Origin of the sequence: Micromonospora sp. NPDC023814, from assembly GCF_040639595.1 — a bacterium.
In the GTDB taxonomy this organism is placed as follows: Bacteria; Actinomycetota; Actinomycetes; order Mycobacteriales; family Micromonosporaceae; genus Micromonospora.
In genome coordinates this window covers 93135-110864 of the sequence record NZ_JBFAAF010000021.1, presented here as the reverse complement: position 1 = coordinate 110864, position 17730 = coordinate 93135, and the positions used below count along the sequence as shown (strand labels likewise).

Genomic DNA, 17730 nt, shown 5'->3' with positions numbered 1-17730 from the left:
ACCGACCACGGTGTGGATCAACAAACCAGCAGCTCAACCCGCAGATCTACAGAACACCTGACCACGAAAACGTCTCACTTGACTTGACAGGTTCCGGCGATCGGGTGCTGCTGGGCTGGCTGTACGACCACGGCGTGCTGACCTCGTTCCAGATCGCCCAAGCGCTGTTCCCGTCGCTGGACTTCTGCCAGCGCCGGCTGCGCACGCTGTACAGGCTGCGGCTGGTGGCCCGGTTCCGGCCGCAGCGCGCCGACGGCGGCTCGTACCCGTACCACTACGTCATCGACCAGCTCGGCGCCGAGGTTGTCGCCGCCGGCCGCGACGAGCGCCCGCCTCGGCGCGACCACGCCCGTATCGAGCGGCGGCGGTGGACATCCAGCCGCACACTGGCTCACCGGCTCGGGGTGAACGGCTTCTTCACCGACCTCGCTGGCTACGCCCGCACCGATCCCGACGCCGAACTCACTGAGTGGTTGCCCGAGGCGGTGTGCCTGCGGGCCGGCACGTTCACCGGGCCGGGTGATCCGGGTCTGGTGCGTGGCTACCAGCCGCGGGTCCGCCCGGACGGCTACGGCCTGTGGGCCGAGAACGGCGTCACCGTGCCGTTCTTCTTCGAGTACGACACCGGGGGCGAGCAGCTGTCGGTCCTGGTCGGCAAGCTGGCCGGCTACCGGGAGCTGTTCGCCACGATCGGGCGGGCGTGGCCGGTGCTGTTCTGGCTGCACTCCGCTGCCCGCGAGCGGAACCTGCGCCGCCTGCTCGCCGACACGCCACCGCGGATTCCCGTAGCCACTGGTGCCCGTGATCAAGCCGTGTCGGCGGGACTGTGTCCCGCTGAGGCGGTCTGGGCCCCAGTTGGCGGGGGAGGGCAGCGGTGGCGCCTGGCCGACCTGGCCGCCTACGTCGTCGATGGCCGAGAGCATCCGGGCGAGGCGGCGTGATGGCCGGTAGCGGCCAAGCAGCCGCGGACGATACCTCGCCTGCGCGCAGGACAGCAATATCCGGCCACTCCCACTGTTCTGTCAGTGCCCGGTCCGTTGCGGCTGACAGCGTGGTGGGAGCGGCGGACCGTTCCGTCTGCGGCGGGACGGAGGTATGGTCTCGCGCCTTCTGCGGCCGGTCCACGACTGGCGGCTGGTCCGTGTTCGTCGCGGTCCGCGATGGGGATGCCCGGACCGGCCTCGCTACCGGGTTCGGCTTGGCTGGCGGATCAGCCTTCGCCGCGGTCCGGTCCGGGGAGGTGGTCTGCCACGGCACCACCGGAATCTGAACCGGCTCCTGGTCCCCGCTCGGGCCGGGTCGAGGGCGGCGTCCAGATCGTGATCATGCTGGCCATCGGTGGGGCGGCCGGTGCGGCCAGCTTCACCCACGTCCACAACGTCGCCGCCGCCCACGGCCAACCCGGCTGGCTGGCCTGGGCCGACGCCGTCGTCCTAGAGCTGATGTCCATCGCCTCCGGCCTGGAGCTACGCCGCCGCAAACGAGCACACACCTCGACTGTGTTCCCCGCGACCGTGCTGGCCTGTGCGGTCACACTGTCTCTCGCCGCGCAGGTCGTCGAGGCCGAACCGTCCCCGATTGGCTGGATCGCCGCCGCGGTGCCGGCGCTCGGTTTCCTCGTCATGGTCGAGGTCGCCCTCGGATACGCCGGCACCACGGCCCCAACCAACAGTGCCCGGACCGCGGCCCCTCTGCCGGACCGGACCGCGCAGACCACGCCTCCCAGCGGACCGGCCGAGCGGACGCGGTCCGGCGGTACGGCGGGGGAGCGGTCCGCCGCGCGGACGGTCGGTCTATCGGATGCCGCCCATCGACCTCGCGGACGGGACCGCCGTCACCGCAAAGCGGGCCGGGGACGGTCCGCGCAGCACTCCGGCGACGTGGCCGAGCTGCTGCCGGCGGCGCGCCGCGTCCGGGACCGACTTGCTGCGGACGGGCAGGCGCTGACCCGGGCGGCGCTCGCCGAAGCCCTCCGCTCAGCGGGCTACACCGTGTCCAACACCCGGGTATCCGAACTCCTCAAGATCCTCAAAGCTGAGGCGGCCCCGGCGCCCGAATCACAAGATGCTCCGACTCGACCGGTGAGCCCGACGCCACGACCACCGTCAAGCCGGCAGCGAGCGGCGGACGCCACCGCGCCGGACAGCGCTGGGCTGCCTCGACCCACGAGCTCTGCGTCTCTCGAACCCATGAATCTCAGACCGAACGGGCAGGAGACCCCCGAATCATGAGCACCGACGTGAATCCAGTTGAGCAGACCTCCGACACCACGACAGACCTCACTCTCGCCGCAGTCGCGCCGGCCGCCCACGAGGTGTGGACCGTCAATTGTGTCCGCGCCCTCGGCGTGACCACCACCCTCGCCACCGCCGCGTCGATCCTCGGGATCAGTCGATCCCAGGCATACCGGCTCGCCGCCACCGACGCCTTCCCCGCACCGCTGATCCGCGCCGGCAACCGAATCATCGTCCCCGTCGCCGGCCTTCTCCACCTCCTTCTGCTCGACAACCCGGCCCCGGCCGACGGCGGTCGGCGACTTGATCCCGACGCGAAGGTGAGCGTGGATGCGACGACCCCGCCACCAGCGGATTCCACCCACCACCGCTGGCGGCACCGTACCGAGCATCCAGGAGACGATGAGTGAAGGGATCCACCTTCAAACGCTGCGGCTGCCGCGACACCACCACGGGCCGGCGACTGGGACGCTCCTGTCCCCAGCTTCGCCGGCCCGGCGGCGGCTGGTCCCGCAACCACGGCCACTGGCACTGGCAGATCGAACTCCCCGCCCGCGCCGACGGCACCCGCCGCCCACTACGCCACGGCCCCTACGGCACACAGGCCGACGCCGACACTGTCCTGGACCGCATCCGCGCCGCGCTCGCCGTCCCCGACCCCACCGACCCGCACACCACCGTCAAGACCGGCGACCTCATCGAAACCGCCGTCAAGACCGGCGCCCCCATCCCCACCCCCGATCAGATCCGCCGGGCGCTGCACCTGGACATCACCCCAACCGGACTACCGACCGTGGCCGACTACCTCACCGAATGGCTCGCCGGACGCAAGAACATCAAGAAAGGCACCCTGCGCTCCTACGAAGGGCACATCCGGCTGTACCTGATCCCGTACCTCGGCCACCTGCGGATCGATCGGCTCCGCCCCGGCCACATTGACGCCATGTACGACGCCATCGACGAACGCAACACCACCATCATTACCCTGCGCGGCAGCCGCGACCCCGCCAAACGGGACCAGGTCAAAGGCCAACGCAGCGTCGGCCCGGCCAGCCAGCACGCATCCACGCCACGCTCCGCAAGGCCCTCAACGACGCAATGCGCCGCCACCGGCTCATCGACACCAACCCCGCCCTCATGGTCGAACTACCCCCAGCCCGGCCACCCAAGCCCACCGTCTGGACCGACCAACGGGTAAAGACATGGCGCGACAGCGGCAAGATCCCCAGCCCCGTCATGATCTGGACCCCGGAACAAACCGGGAAGTTCCTCGACCACACCCACGATGCGAACGATCGGCTCTACGCCCTTTACCACCTCATCACCTTCACCGGCCTCCGCCGTGGCGAAGCATGCGGCCTGCACTGGGACGATCTCGACCTCGACGCCCGTACCCTCACCGTCCGCTGGCAACTCGTCCAACATGGCTGGGCCACCGCCATCGACACCCCGAAAACCAGCGACAGCGAGGCCGCCGTCGCCCTCGATACCGAAACCGTCACCGTCCTACGCGCTCACCGCGCCAGGCAGCACCGCGAACGCCTCGCCGCCGGTGCTGCCTGGACCACCACCGGACTCGTTTTCACCACGCCCACTGGCGGGCGGCTACACCCCGCCGACGTCACCGATCACTTCCACCACCTCGCCAGGCAAGCCGGGCTACCACCCATCCGGCTTCATGACCTTCGACACGGCGCCGCCACCATGGGCTTAGCTGCTGGTGTGCAGATGAAGATCATTTCCAACCGGCTCCGCCACTCCAGCCCACACTTCACCGCCAAGTTCTACGGCGACGTACTCCCCGAGCTATCCCACGCCGCCGCCGAAGCCACCGCATCCGTCGTCCCCCGTCGACGTGGCGCGACGAGACCGGCGTAGCTCGGGAGGATGCCCGCCCCTATCGTCTGCTGCGAGCGGCCGGCCGAGGACATCACCAGCGGTCGCGCTGCGGGCAGTGCGCAACGACCTTCCATTTAACCCGGTAAACCAGGGTCCCGTCGATACGACCTCTGATCGCAGCGGCCCACATTCATGTCGGAAGACGCGCTCCTTATCCCGCCCTCCGACACACCTTGCCAGCCGACGGGGGGACCCTGGCTACCTGAGGTTACGGTTACGGTAGGGCCGGCAAGGATGCGTGACCACAGCTCGCGAGGAGACAACAGCAACATGGCCCTTTCTCGGGTGACCGGCATGACTGACCGCTATGCGCAAGTCTCCGCGAGGGCGCAAGAAACGATCGCCATCCCGATGACCCTGCCAGAGCTGGAGCAGTATCTCGCCCGGGCCGCTGACCTGCTGCGCGGCAGTATCGACCAGGCGGACTTCAAGGCGTACATCTTCCCGCTGATGTTCTTCAAGCGGATCAGTGACTGCTACACCGAGGAGTACGAGCGGGCGCTGGCGGAGTCGGACGGCGACCACGAGTACGCGTCACTCGCCGAGAACCACCGCTTCGGCATCCCCACCGGCAGCCTCTGGGAGGACGTGCGCGCCCGCACCGAGAACGTCGGGCACGCCCTGGTGACCGCGTTCCGGGCGATAGAGAAGGTCAACCCGGACGTGCTGTACGGCATCTTCGGCAGCGCCGCCTGGACGAATAAGGACAAGCTGCCCGATGCCAAGCTGCGCGACCTCATCGAGCACTTCTCGACCAGAACGCTGAGCAACGCGGTTGTCGCGCCGGACGTCTTCGGGCAGGCGTACGAATATCTCATCAAGCGGTTCGCGGACCAATCCAACAAGAAGGCCGGCGAGTACTACACCCCGCGATCGGTGGTGCGGCTGCTCGTCGACATCCTCGACCCGCAGGAGGGTGAGACGGTCTACGACCCAGCCTGCGGCACGGGCGGCATGCTCATCGAGGTCATCGAGCATGTGAAGCGCCAGGGTGGCCGGCCGCAGACCTTCTTGGGCAAGCTCTACGGTCAGGAGAAGGTGCTCGCCACCTCCGGCCTCGCCAAGATGAACCTGCTGCTGCACGGGGTCGAAGACTTCAAGATCGCTCACGATGACACCCTGCACTCGCCAGCCTTCTACGACGGTCCGCGCCTCACCCAGTTCGACTGCGTCATCGCCAACCCGCCGTTTTCGCTCAAGAACTGGGGCGAGGTGGCGTGGGGCTCCGACCCGTGGGGCCGAAACCGGCTCGGAGGCGTGCCGCCCAAGGGGTATGCCGACTGGGCCTGGGTTCAGCACATGCTGGAATCCGCGGCACCGGGGACGGGCCGGGTCGCCGTCGTACTGCCGCAGGGTGCGCTTTTCCGCCAGGGCGCCGAGGGGCGCATCCGCGAGTTCGTCCTGAAGGCGGACCTCGTTGAGGCCGTGATCGGTCTGGCGCCGAACCTCTTCTACGGCACCGGCCTGGCCGCGTGCGTGCTGATCCTGCGCCGACGCAAGGCCGACGATCGCAAGGGCAGGGTGCTGTTCGTCAACGGCGAGACGCTGTTCAAACGCGGCCGTAACCAGAACAGTCTCGAACCCGAGCACGGCGACACCCTGCTGCGGACCGTCCATGCGTTCACTGACGCGCCCGGCCTGGCGGCAGTAGCCACGCTCGACCACATCAGGGCCAACGACTTCAACCTCAACATTCCGCTGTACGTCGCCCCCACCGGCGACGGCGAACAAAGCACGCTGGAGCAAACCCTGACCGACCTTGAAGCGGCTCACGCCGCCGCCCGCGAGACCCGCGCCGCGCTGGAAGCCGAACTGGCCAAGTGGGGTCTCGGTCCGAGCGAGGTGACAGCGTGACCTCCCGCATCACCCAGCGCGAACTGGAGTCCTACCTGTGGGGCGCGGCCGTCGTGCTGCGCGGCCTCATTGACGCCGGCGACTACAAGCAGTACATCTTCCCGCTGGTCTTCCTCAAGCGACTCTCCGACGTCTACGACGAGGAGCATGCCGCAGCGCTGAAGGTCTACGGTGACGACGAGCTGGCCGATCTGCCGGAGAATCACCGCTTCGCCATCCCCGACGGCGCCCACTGGCAGGACATTCGTGCGGTCGCGAGCGACGTCGGCGCGGCGATCCTCGCCGCCATGCGGGCGATCGAATCGGCTAACCCGGAAACCCTGACCGGCGTCTTCGGCGACGGCGACTGGGGCAACAAGAACCTGCTGCCAGACCGGACCCTCAAGCAGCTCATCGAGCACTTCTCCACCAAGACGCTCTCAGTGGCGAACCTGCCCGAGGACGAACTCGGTCAGGGGTACGAATACCTAATCAAGAAGTTCGCTGACGACTCGGGCCACACCGCCCAGGAGTTCTACACCAACCGCACCCTCGTCCACCTGATGACGATGATGCTCAAGCCCGAGCCAGGGGAGTCGGTCTACGACCCGACCTGCGGCACCGGGGGAATGCTCATCTCCACCGCGGCCGAGCTGCGCCGGCAGGGCAAGGAGTGGCGCAACCTCCGCCTGTACGGACAAGAACTCAACTACGGGACGTCGGCCATCGCCCGGATGAACCTGTTCCTGCACGGCATCGCGGACGGGGACATCAAGCACGGCGACACGCTCACCAAGCCGGCTTTCCTCGACGGTGCCCGGCTGCGCACCTTCGACGTGGTGCTGGCCAACCCGCCGTACTCCATCAAGACATGGAACCGAAGCGCATTCACCATGGACCCGTACGGCCGCAACACGTGGGGAGTGCCCCCGCAGAACGCAGCCGACTACGCGTTCCTGCAACACATCGCCAAGAGCCTCGATCCGGCATCAGGCAGGGCGGCGGTTTTGCTGCCACACGGGGTCCTGACCCGGGTATCTGAGGCCACGGTCCGTCAGGCGATGGTTCGCTCGGATCTCGTCGAGGCGGTGATCGGCCTGGCACCGGGTCTGTTCTACAACTCGGCGATGGAGGCGGTCGTGCTCGTCCTCCGATCCCGCAAGTCCGCTGAGCGTCGTGGCAGGGTCCTGTTCATCAACGCTGTGCGCGAGTTCGCCCGCGTGCAGGCGCAGTCCTTCCTGAGCGACCGGCACCAGCAGCGAATCCTCGATTCGTACCAAGGGTTCGAGGATGAAGAAGGCTTCGCGGCCGTCGCAAACATCGAGCAGATTGCTGACAACAGCTACAACCTTGCCATTCCGCTATACGTGAAACCGCCGCGCGGTGGACGGGGAGCGACTACCAGCGACCACGTCGAGGCCAAGGTCGCTACCTGGCGCGACGCTGCAGCAGCAGCCGACACCGCCGTCGACGATGTGTTGGCGCTCCTGCGGCAGGAGGTGACCCAGTGAGTCTCAACCTCGACAAGAGCACCTGGAAACGGGTACGGCTGGGCGAGGTCATCCGTCGCTCCCGGACGCAGGTCGACCCGGTGAGTAGTGGTGTGGAGCGGTACGTCGCCGGCGGTCACATCGACAGCGAAGGCGTGACGATCGAGCGCTGGGGCCACGTTGGGGACGGCCAGATGGGCTCGACATTTCGATACGTCTTCCAGCCGGGGCAGGTGCTCTTCGTGTCGGCTCGGCCTTATCTGCGCAAGGTCGGGGTACCTGACTTCTCCGGTGTCGTCGCTGACAAGACCTACGTCTTGGACGCGATCCCAGAGAATGGGCTGCTGCAGGAGTTCCTGCCATTCCTGCTTTCGTCAGAGGTGTTCGTCCAGTACGCAACCGCGGAAGCGACCGGTTCCATGAACCCGCGGTTGCTGTGGGGACCGATGCAGCGTTACGAATTCGACCTGCCGCCACTCGACGAGCAGGAGCGCCTCGCCGACCTACTCTGGGCCGTCGAACGCCACCGCTTGTCGGTCGCGTCTCAGCGGGAGGCGCTGCATGCCGTACGAATGCGTTGGCTTTCAACCGCGATTGAGGGGCTGCTTGCGGAGGGGACCGCTCCCTTCGAAACGACGTGGGCACGTTCGCCTGAAAGCGGATGGTCCGCTCCACCGGTCGACGACGCGACAGGGCGTTATGTGTTGTCGTTGGCGGCCTTAGGACCCGACGGCTATCGAAGGGGCCAGCTGAAGAACGTCCCGGACAGCCCGGAGTTGCGATCGGCCACTCTGGCCGCTGGGGACCTCTTGGTCTCAAGAGCGAATACTGTGGATGCCGTGGGACGAGCTGGGATCTTCGACGAGCGGCGAGAGGACGTCTCCTTCCCGGACACCATGATGCGGCTCCGACTTGTGGACAGTATTAGGCCGAGGTTCGCTGAAGCGGTCCTTTCGAGTCCACATGGGCGTGCGCATATGCGACGCACCGCGGCTGGCAGCGCGACGAGCATGGTGAAGATCAATCGACGGTCCCTTGCAAAGCTGGCCTTTCCGGTCGTTGCGATCGACAGGCAGGATCAGTTGCTTGGAGAACTCTCGGGATTCGACAGTGGGGTGGCGTCGCTGGACAGCCTGCTAGTCGAGACCAGAGCTCTGAATAGCAGTCTTCTTGCACAGATATTCGGAGGGCCCTGATGACCTTCAACGAGGCCAACACGGTTCGGGACTTCGTGCGGGACCTTGTCGCGTCCATTGACATCCGGTTCGTACCGGGTAAGCAGTTGCCGCGCCGGGAGGATGAGGTGCTGCTGGAGGGGCCGGTCAAGGAGGCCCTGATCCGGTTGAATCCGCTCATCGAGGCCAACCCTCAGCTTGCCGACGAGGTGATCTATCACCTGCGGGCGGTCATCCTCTCCGCTCGGCGCACGCCGAATCCGGTGGTGGCGAACGAGCAGTTCGCCGCGTGGCTGACCGGGCAGAAGTCGATGCCGTTCGGCCCGGCCGGTGAGCACGTCACCATCCGGCTCATCGACTTTGAAAACCCAGAGCCGAGCGCCAACCAGTGGATGATCTCCACGGAGGTGACCTCCCGGGTCGGGCGGGTCGAGCGCCGCTTCGATTTGGTGCTGTGGTGCAACGGTTTCCCGCTGGTGGTCGGTGAGGCGAAGTCGCCCGTCCGCCCCGCGTACACCTGGATCGACGCGGCGGCGCAGATCAACGAGGACTACGAAGTCAACGTCCCGGCGTTCTTTGTCCCCAACGTGTTCAACTTCGCCACCGAAGGCAAGGACTTCAGGTACGGCTCGGTCGGCATGCCGGTCGACCTGTGGGGACCATGGCGGGAAGAGACCGACGACCATGCCCCGGCGCGGACCGGCCTGGCGGTGGTGCGCGAGGCCGTCGAGGGCGTGCTGTCACCGGCGGTGGTGCTGGACTTCCTGCGGTTCTTCACGGTGTTCGCCACCGACAAGAAGCACCGAAAGATAAAGATCATCGCGCGCTTCCAACAGTTCCAGGCGACGAACCTCATCGTGGAACGGGTGCTGCACGGCCGGATCAAGCAGGGCCTGATCTGGCACTTCCAGGGTTCGGGCAAGTCGCTGCTCATGGTCTTCACCGCGCAGAAGCTGCGCGCGACGGCCGGTCTGACCAACCCCACGGTAATCATCGTGGTCGACCGGATCGACCTGGACACCCAGATCACCGGCACCTTCAACGCCTCGGACGTACCGAACCTCGTCTCGACCGACAGCCGCAAGGAGCTACAAGCTCTCCTCACGGCGGGCGCTCGGAAGGTCATCATCACCACCGTGCACAAGTTCGGCGAGGCGCCTGGGGTGCTGGACGACCGCGACAACATCATCGTCATGGTCGACGAGGCCCACCGTTCCCAAGAGGGCGACTACGGGCGCAAGATGCGCGAAGCCCTGCCGAACGCCTTCCTCTTCGGCCTGACCGGCACACCCATCAACAGGCGGGACCGCAACACCTTCATGTGGTTCGGGTCCACAGACGATGAAGGTGGCTATCTCTCGCGGTACTCCTTCCAGGACTCGATCCGCGACGGGGCGACGCTTCCGCTGCACTTCGAGCCGCGCCTGTCGGAAATCCACCTTGACGAGGCCGCGATCGATGCGGCGTTCGCCGAGTTGGCCGAGCAGCACCGACTCACCGAGGCCGACAAGAGCACGCTGTCGAAGCGGGCCGCCTCGCTCGAGGTGTTGATCAAGGCGGACGAGCGGGTCCGCCGGATCGCGGCCGACATCGCCGAGCACTTCCGGACCAAGGTCGAGCCACAGGGGCTCAAGGCACAGGTGGTCGTCTACGACAAGGCGACCTGCGTCGCCTACAAGGCGGAGTTCGACGAGATCCTCGGTCCCGACGCCTCCACGGTCGTCATGAGCCGCACCGCTCGCGACCCGGAGGAGTGGACGGAATACACCCCCGACCGGACCGAGTTGGAGCGCATCACTGCCCGATTCAACGACCCGGCCGACCCGCTGAAGATCATCATCGTGACGGCGAAGCTCCTCACCGGGTTCGACGCGCCGATCCTCTACGCGCAGTATCTCGACAAGCCGCTCAAGGAGCACAACCTGCTCCAGGCGATCACCCGCACCAACCGGGTCTACCCACCGACCAAGACGCACGGGCTGATCGTCGACTACCTGGGCATCTTCGACGACGTCGCCAAGGCGTTCGCCTTCGACGAGAAGAGCGTCCAGCAGGTGATCAGCAACATCGCCGTACTGCGGAATCAGCTCGGTCCGGCCATCCAGGCCGCGCTGGCGTTCTTTCCCGGCGTCGACCGCGCCGTGGGCGGCTACGAGGGGCTGATCGCCGCCCAGACCGCGATCAGCAGCGACGAGGCCCGCGACGCCTTCGGCGCATCCTTCAGCGTCGTCGCCCAACTCTGGGAAACCCTCAGCCCGGACCCCATCCTCTCCACTTACGCGGCCGACTACCGGTGGTTGACCGACGTGTACGAGTCGGTGCGGCCGTCGGACATTGCCGGTCGGCTCGTGTGGCACACCCTCGGTGCCAAGACGTTGGAACTCATCAACGAACACGTCACCGTCGAGGTGCCCCGTACCGACCTCGACATGATCGTCCTGGACGCCCAGGTGATCGAAGACCTCATGACGGGCCGGCGGAAGGACGTCGACCCGGTCGAGGTCGAAAAGTGGATTACCGCCCGTATCGCCAAGCACCTCGGTAATCCTGTCTTCATCGAACTCGGCAAGCGGCTCACCGCGCTGCGGGAGAAGTACGCCCACTCCCAGCAGGCCAGCCTGGACTTCCTCAAGGAGCTGTTCGCCCTCGCTCGGGACACCGTGGCCGCGGAGAAGGCCGCCGCCCAGGTACCCCGCGAGGACCAAGGCAAGGCGGCGCTGACGGAGCTCTTCCAGTCGCTGAAGGGCAACGGCACCCCGATCATCGCCGAAAAGATCGTCGACGAGGTCGACGAAGTCGTCCGGGCAGTACGGTTCACGGGCTGGCAGGACACCCGTGAGGGCGACCGCCTGGTCCAGCAATCCCTCCGTAAGACCCTCTGGACCAAGTTCAAGATCCGCGACAATGACGTGTACGAGCGCGCGCTCGGGTACATTCGCGAGTACTACTAAACAATGCACGCGCTCGTCTATCGGGGTCTGCGTCGGCCGCGAATGCGGGTGCTCCGCGGGTGCTTGGGCGCCGTGGACGCGCCCCTCGTTGGGTGGACTGACTTGGGCGTAACACCGTTCACTTGCCCGGGTTTACTCGATTGATGATGAACGCCGGTTAGGTCTTCGGCCGCCAGGCGGGCGCTCGGAATTTAGCTTGCCCGCAACATCGGCCAACGCTCGGATAACTCCAGGGCGTTGAGGTGCGGGGCAATCCTTGAGTGCCCACTCCGAGATCCGCTGATATACCGTCGATTCTCGCCAGCGGACCACCATCCAGGCTGCCGACGGCAGTCCGACTGAGACCGCGACTAGCCATAGGGGGTTCACCTTGGCTCCGCCTCGTCACTATCGGTCAGGCGGAGTGAGCCAGTTGAGACGCCCACGACGAGTGCCTCCGTCATCTCGTCGAGCGCCACGCGGGCGGCCTCGACCCACCTCTGCTCCTGGCTCAGGGTGCGTAGAGCAGCTTCGAGTCGCCGTGTCGATTGTAGATCAAGCAGTGGAATCTCAAGAGATTTGAGATTTATTCTCGGTACGGTTACTCCGACGGCTTGGCGTCTACCGTGGTAGGTGATGAGTGCGGCGAGTACCTCCGAGCTGACCAGGTCGGACAGTGGCCGTACAATTTGAAGCGGTCCAGTCGCTACGGCACCTCCGCTGCGATCCACGCCGGCTCGGACCAAGCCATCGGTAAGGACGATGACGTCGCCCGGCTGCGTGAACTCGGCCGAGCGAGGCAAACTCTTTCTCTCGATAAAGCCAGCCGGAGTGACGGTGTAGTCTAGTGCAATATCTTTAGGCCGAATTACCGGGATGTCGCCAGCGCCTATGTCCGATGGGTCTAACCGCGGTGGGCGAAAGAGCGTGACAAGGCCGCCGTCGACCATCGCGAGAAGGCTTGATGACTGGGCGCGTGCGGGATCCGAGACAGTGGGTAGTGGCAGCGGCTTTCGGCTGGCGAGATGCTGAGTGACTTCACTTAGCCGTTCGCCTGCGCTCCGTACGGACTCAACGAGTTCCAGGGGATTACTACCGGGCGCTGTCCATCTAGCTGGCATCAGGCTGCAGTCACCTGCTGCTAGCGCTTCTACCCCGACGGTAGTCGAGCGTACGGCTGGCCCTGCCGAGCCGCCGTGAACGGCGGCGACGATCTGGAGGATGTCCGAGTCATCCAACTCGGTACGCCCGCGCAGCCGGGTACCCACTTGCGATGCATCGACTAACATGACTCCGTGCGTCGAGGCGGCCTCCGGCACCCCCAGGATCAGCACCGCGACGGGGAGGGATGTGTGAGGGTACAGGCCTCCCGGGAGAGCAACGATCGCACGTACGCAGCCGGCTCTGACGAGGTTACGGCGGATTGTGGCTTCGGCGCCGCCGCGGAACAGCGGACCCATCAAGGTGACAATTAGCGCCTGCCCACCTGGCCGGAGGGCGCCGATGGCGTGCTGCACCCATGCGAGGTCGGCTTGTGTCCGGGGTGGCGTGCCGAATGGCAGTTGCGTGGTTCCGGCGAGCTTTTCGGGGTGCCAGTAGAGGCCAAACGGCGGGTCGGCCAAGACCAGATCGGCTTGTCCCAGGTGTTGATGTTTCCCGTGCAAGGTATCGCTGGTGACGATGTCGGCATCGAGACCGTGAACGAGGAGCCTCACTCGCGCCAGACGACTTGCCGCGTCGTTGATGTCCTGCCCGACGAGCGTCAGGGGTTCGCCATTGGGGGCAGCCTTCGCTGCAGAAAGCAGGAGCGTGCCTTGGCCAGACGCGAAGTCAAGAACGGTCCCCTTGGGCGAGGCGAGAGCAACAAGAAGTCGAGCAATTCCTTTAGGCGTTGCATGCTCTCCGGCACCGCGGAATCCTCGGGCGCTGGCAGCCAAGAGCGCCTCAAAGACATCCGTTACCCCTAGTTCAAGTGCGAGTCCGGCGACCTGTTGGAAAAAGGGGGCGTAGTCCTCCCACTTGGCCCGCGATCGGAAATGATCTCCAACAAGTTGTGGTAGTCCAGCGGCTTCCAGCCGTTGTGCGAGTCCTCCAAGGAACTCGGGCAAGGACGACGCGTCTTGTCTGATGACCGCCTTCAGCACGTCGTTGGTCTTGTCCCCAAGTCGTGCAGCCGCCACTGCATAGCCAAGTGTTGCCATGCCCGCCTCGGCAGCATCCTCGGGAAGTACGACGCCCCTAGCTGGGTTGAGGGCAGTCCAGACGGCCTGCTCTGCTGAGCGCCCAGCTAGCGGCTTTTTGTGAATCGCCATCCATGTCTTCAGGTCGCCGAACCGGAAGAGGGTTGTAGTGGCGCTCTCCTGTGTGGGCTTGGGGAAGTCCGGGTACCGGCGCCGCCAGTTGCTCACCGCTGGGCGGCTCACGCCCGCCATGGTGGCGAGATCAGTCAGACTCACGAGTGCTTCGTCGTCTAGGGCTGGCTTCTGCACCCACTTAGTTAACCCCCTTCACGGCCACGTGTCAAGCGTGTAGGGGGTTAACAGAGAAGTGGTCGGCGGCCGGTCTGGAGCGCCGTTGCGCACGATCACCGAGAAGCGGGACCGCGGGTGCTCGCCGGGTGCTCGCGCGCCGTGGACGACAGGCATCCGGTGGCACGCGGCGGCCCACAGGCAATGGACTGGTAGGGGATGTGGGACTGTCGGCGCCGTGCGGGACTGATGAGCACGGCATCGACGGGCTCTTAATCCGCGGGTTCGGGGTTCGAGTCCCTGGCGGCGCACCAGCAGTAACACCCTCAGGGCCGGTCATTCAGACCGGCCCTGATCTTTTGGTGGCCCCTACGTCAGGCATCGAACAGATAACCGAGCTTGTCTGTGGTCGACCGCTGGGACTGCCGGGTCACCTCTACGTATGGCGGCCCGCGCCAGCTCCTATGGGATAGCCCCGCCGCCCGAGTCGCTGTTGCCTCTGGCTGTGGGTTCGCCCTCCGCCTCCTCGAAGAGCGTCTGGCGCAGTCGCCACCGGTGCCGGCGACTGATTAGGAACTCGGTGACGGCCGTCACCAGGCAGACCCCGGCAAGGCAGGCTAAGGCCTGCAGAGCGGGCAGCCAGGCGGTGACCGGCAGTAGGGCCAGCAGGAGTGCGGCGGCGGCGAGTCGGGGCCAGATGACGATGAGGATGCCGTGACCGAGCCGCCCGTGGAACGCGGCGTGGGCGAGCAGGAACAGGGCGACGCCGCCGTACATCGCGTACCGGCCGGTCCGGTCGAGCGGATCGCCGCGGTTGTATGAGTTGGCGCTCTCGATGAGGCCGGGCGTGTGTTTCAGTCCGAGGGAGAGCAGGATGATCCCTGCGATCATGGGTAGGTGCAGGTAGGTGTAGGCGTCCCGGGCGAGTCGTACCCGGTGGAGCGGGTCGGCGGTGCGCAGTGCGTGCTCTCCGACGAGCGCGGAGAGGTCGAAGTAGATCCATTCGAGGGAGCAGGCGATGACGGCGGCGAGCGCCGAGGCGATGAGGAAGCTCGCTGTGGCGTGCAGGTAGCTGCCGGTGACACCGATCGACACCAGCACCTCGCCCAAGGCCAGGATGATGATCAGGTTGTGTCGCTCGGTCCAGTGCCGGGCGGAGAAGATCTGCCGACGCACGGGCAGCGCCATCCCGGCGCCGTAGTCGATGCTGATGGCCAGTACCCACAGGGCTATCTGGCCGGCCAGCGTTGTCGTGCTGCCGAACTCGCCCAGCGGCAGCAACGCGGCGCTGAGCAGTAGGCCGATGGCGGCGAGCGCCGGCACGGTGAGCGACACGATCTCGTGGCCCCGCAGGCTCGGCGTGGCGTACCAGCGTAGTCCCAGGTACAGAAGCCGGACTGTGGCGTAGCAGCCGACGAACCCGACAGGGGCTGCCACGCCGCCGGGAACATCCCTGAACGCGTCCAGCGTGATAGCCGCCAGCACGAACAACAGCGGCGTTGTCGCCAGCAGGGTGAGCCTGGCCAGGCCGAAGTTTCCCCGTACCCGGTTGCTCAGCCAGGCGAAGAGCGACCACAACCACCAGAGCAGGGCCAGGACAAGCAGCCCGTGCACGACACCGAGCCCACCCTTGTCGGCGGTCATCAGCGTGGTGACCTGAATGAACGCGAAGACGAACACCACGTCGAAGAAGAGCTCCGCGGTGGAGACGCGAGAATGTTCGGAGATCCGCCAAACGCCTGGGCGCAACCTCTGGACCATGGAAGAGGCCTCCCGTGATCAGGCTGAGCTGGACCGCCGGCCACCCGCGTTGCATCCACGTCTCCTCGTCGCGGCAACTCGCTGTCCGGGGCTACCCTGGCCGACGCGCCGCAAACCGGTGGATCAGTGCTCTGGATGTGGTTGGGCGACTCGGCATGGCCTTGCCGGTCCGTACTCGCCTACCTGATGGTCTGGGTCTCCGCGCCCCTGTTTCTGCGAAGGATCGGTGAGGAGGCTCGGGTGCGGAGCCGGCGTTGCCCGGCCGTGGTTGCGGGTACCCGGCACGGATGGCGGAGGTACTTGAAGACGGGGACATCTACTTCCTCTACCGGCCACGGGTGGAGGAGGAGCACGTCGACTCGCTGGAGGAGGTGCAGCGGCTGCTGGTCGTGATGCACCCGTGGCGGGGGCGACACCTGCGGCTGCTCGTGGTCGGGCGTAAGCGCCTGCCCGGTATCGACCAGCACGACCGCTTCTGGGCGTTCGTCGATGAGGTGGTGGACCGGCCCGAGCAGTTGCACAAGGCCCTCCAGGCGCGCGCGTACCGGACAGAGACCCGCGGCGAACGGGAGCAGCCGCCGGCCCGGCCGGTGGCGGAGGGGGCGTACGTGATCGCCCGGCACGACGACCACACCCATCTGGCGTACGAACTGGAACTCCCGCTGCGCCTCGGAGCGCCGCAGCACGAGCTGAGCATCGAGCCGGAGGCGAGCTACATCATCACGGTGAAGAACCCGCAAGCACCCTCCCCGCCCGGGGTCGGACTGCGCGGGGCCCAGAAGGTCAAACTGCCCGCTCGGCTGCAGGGGAAGTTCCACGGCCGTCGTTTCGCCCCGCTCGACCCGCCGGACTTCCTCGACCATCCCGGGACCGAACTCGTCCTCGTCGGCGCGGCCCACGACGCCTCCGAGGAGCTACGGATCGACCTGGACGCGGAGGTCGAGCGGGCGGCGCGGAGCACGATCTTCGGGGACCTGCGGATCGGACGCCGGGATCGCCCGGTCGAGCCGCTTTTCGCAGGGGAGTGGGCGTAGCCGCCCGACCGCCCCGCCGTCGTCGTCGAGCGCGTCCGCTCCACCGCGCACCGCGCGCCGTCCAGGGCAGCCCGTAGTGCGGGGCGTTGCCATAGTCGGACCGTGTCGATCCCGAGACGGCGTCGGTGGTTCCATCCCGCGATAGTCGGCGCGGTCATCGCCGCGGTGGCCACGGTGGTCGCGGCGGCCATCCCGGTCGCGCTGGAGCTCACCCGCGACACCGGCAGCCGTGGTGGTGCGCCGTTGGTCCAGGGCACCCCGTCCGCCGTGCAGCCCCAGCCCACCGCACCGGCGGCCACCACCGGGCTCAGCCCGTCCCAGGTGCCCGACGCGAGTGGTCCGTCCGCCTCACAGGCCGGCGAGGCCGAGGTGCGCTCATTGACGGAGATGCCCGAGGTGGACGACTTCGACGGCTCGGAGCAGGAGCCGCGGCTCGTGGCCGGCGAGCAGCGCGAGACCGTCCTCGTGGCGTCTCCGTGCTGGCTGAACGACAACTTCACGGCCACGTTCGTGGTCAGCCGGCAGTACGCGGTCCTCGAGGCGACCGTGGGGATGGCGGACGACTCCGCGAAGGCGCTGCCGCTCCGGTTCACCGTGCTGGCCGACCGCAAGGCGGTCTTCGCCACCACCCTCGGCCTCGGGAAGACCCGCGCGGTCAGGGTGGACATCAGCGATGCGACCCAGGTGTCCCTCCGGCTCAGCACCACCAGCGTCAACCAGTGCCACGGCGACGGCATCGGCGTCTGGATCGCCCCTCGGGTGCGTCGGTGAGCGGCGGAGCCCGCCGCACACCGCCGGGCGCGGCTCTGCGTGACTGATGGGGCAGCCAGCGTGCGCCGCTCGGGCCGGACGGGCCCCCGTCGGCGATCGGCGCCCGCGTGCCGGGCCGCTTCTGCATTTGACCTT

Annotated in this window: 11 protein-coding genes, 1 tRNA gene and 1 pseudogene; 11 read left to right on the top strand and 2 right to left on the bottom strand. The window is 66.8% G+C overall.

What is annotated here, in order from left to right; all coding sequences use genetic code 11:
• Positions 1–83 precede the first annotated feature (83 nt).
• The 8 genes and pseudogenes from AB0G14_RS14265 to AB0G14_RS14230 all read left to right on the top strand — a co-directional run bounded on the left by AB0G14_RS14265 (position 84) and on the right by AB0G14_RS14230 (position 11582).
• The gene (locus AB0G14_RS14265; protein ID WP_357697267.1) at positions 84–941 is read left to right on the top strand and encodes a replication-relaxation family protein; all 858 of its coding nucleotides are present in this window, start codon (positions 84–86) and stop codon (positions 939–941) included.
• A 384-nt stretch (positions 942–1325) separates the two neighbouring features.
• Positions 1326–2231 carry a DUF2637 domain-containing protein gene (locus AB0G14_RS14260; RefSeq protein ID WP_357697265.1) on the top strand — a complete coding sequence of 302 codons (906 nt, stop codon included), beginning with the start codon at positions 1326–1328 and terminating at the stop codon, positions 2229–2231.
• Positions 2228–2644, top strand: coding sequence for a hypothetical protein (locus AB0G14_RS14255; RefSeq protein WP_357697263.1), 417 nt, complete (start codon positions 2228–2230; stop codon positions 2642–2644). Before AB0G14_RS14260 ends, AB0G14_RS14255 begins: the two co-directional genes overlap by 4 nt.
• A pseudogene (locus AB0G14_RS14250) lies at positions 2641–4112 on the top strand (tyrosine-type recombinase/integrase). The gene AB0G14_RS14255 and the pseudogene AB0G14_RS14250 overlap by 4 nt, the downstream one beginning before the upstream one ends.
• Before the next feature lie 315 nt (positions 4113–4427).
• Entirely contained in the window at positions 4428–5987 is a 1560-nt protein-coding gene (locus AB0G14_RS14245; protein WP_357697261.1) for a class I SAM-dependent DNA methyltransferase, read from the top strand.
• Positions 5984–7477 carry a class I SAM-dependent DNA methyltransferase gene (locus AB0G14_RS14240; RefSeq protein WP_357697259.1) on the top strand — a complete coding sequence of 498 codons (1494 nt, stop codon included), beginning with the start codon at positions 5984–5986 and terminating at the stop codon, positions 7475–7477. Before AB0G14_RS14245 ends, AB0G14_RS14240 begins: the two co-directional genes overlap by 4 nt.
• A complete protein-coding gene (locus tag AB0G14_RS14235; RefSeq protein ID WP_357697257.1) occupies positions 7474–8652 on the top strand; it encodes a hypothetical protein in 1179 nt (392 codons plus the stop codon). Before AB0G14_RS14240 ends, AB0G14_RS14235 begins: the two co-directional genes overlap by 4 nt.
• Positions 8652–11582 carry a type I restriction endonuclease subunit R gene (locus AB0G14_RS14230; RefSeq protein WP_357697255.1) on the top strand — a complete coding sequence of 977 codons (2931 nt, stop codon included), beginning with the start codon at positions 8652–8654 and terminating at the stop codon, positions 11580–11582. The genes AB0G14_RS14235 and AB0G14_RS14230 overlap by 1 nt, the downstream gene beginning before the upstream one ends.
• Positions 11583–11947: 365 nt before the next feature.
• On the opposite strand, the gene AB0G14_RS14225 is transcribed toward AB0G14_RS14230, so the two are convergent.
• Positions 11948–14050, bottom strand: a complete 2103-nt coding sequence (locus AB0G14_RS14225; RefSeq protein ID WP_357697253.1) for an N-6 DNA methylase — start codon at positions 14048–14050, stop codon at positions 11948–11950.
• Between the two features lie 212 nt (positions 14051–14262).
• On the opposite strand from AB0G14_RS14225, the gene AB0G14_RS14220 reads away from it, so the two are divergent.
• Positions 14263–14343, top strand: a tRNA-Lys gene (locus tag AB0G14_RS14220).
• A 148-nt stretch (positions 14344–14491) separates the two neighbouring features.
• On the opposite strand, the gene AB0G14_RS14215 is transcribed toward AB0G14_RS14220, so the two are convergent.
• Positions 14492–15778 carry a low temperature requirement protein A gene (locus AB0G14_RS14215; RefSeq protein WP_357697251.1) on the bottom strand — a complete coding sequence of 429 codons (1287 nt, stop codon included), beginning with the start codon at positions 15776–15778 and terminating at the stop codon, positions 14492–14494.
• Between the two features lie 299 nt (positions 15779–16077).
• Here AB0G14_RS14215 and AB0G14_RS14210 point away from each other — a divergent pair, with 299 nt between their 5' ends.
• Together AB0G14_RS14210 and AB0G14_RS14205 are read left to right on the top strand one after the other, a co-directional pair.
• On the top strand, positions 16078–16824 hold the full coding sequence (locus AB0G14_RS14210) for a hypothetical protein (RefSeq protein ID WP_357697249.1): 747 nt from the start codon (positions 16078–16080) through the stop codon (positions 16822–16824).
• Positions 16825–16926: 102 nt separating this feature from the next.
• On the top strand, positions 16927–17595 hold the full coding sequence (locus AB0G14_RS14205) for an NPCBM/NEW2 domain-containing protein (RefSeq protein ID WP_357697247.1): 669 nt from the start codon (positions 16927–16929) through the stop codon (positions 17593–17595).
• Positions 17596–17730: the final 135 nt, after the last annotated feature.

Excerpts from the sequence above, each read along its gene's own strand:
- AB0G14_RS14260 (WP_357697265.1), top strand. The coding sequence starts at position 1,326 with ATGCTGGCCATCGGTGGGGCGGCCGGTGCGGCCAGCTTCACCCACGTC.
- AB0G14_RS14255 (WP_357697263.1), top strand. The coding sequence starts at position 2,228 with ATGAGCACCGACGTGAATCCAGTTGAGCAGACCTCCGACACCACGACA.
- AB0G14_RS14245 (WP_357697261.1), top strand. The coding sequence starts at position 4,428 with ATGACTGACCGCTATGCGCAAGTCTCCGCGAGGGCGCAAGAAACGATC.
- AB0G14_RS14230 (WP_357697255.1), top strand. The coding sequence starts at position 8,652 with ATGACCTTCAACGAGGCCAACACGGTTCGGGACTTCGTGCGGGACCTT.
- AB0G14_RS14210 (WP_357697249.1), top strand. The coding sequence starts at position 16,078 with ATGGCGGAGGTACTTGAAGACGGGGACATCTACTTCCTCTACCGGCCA.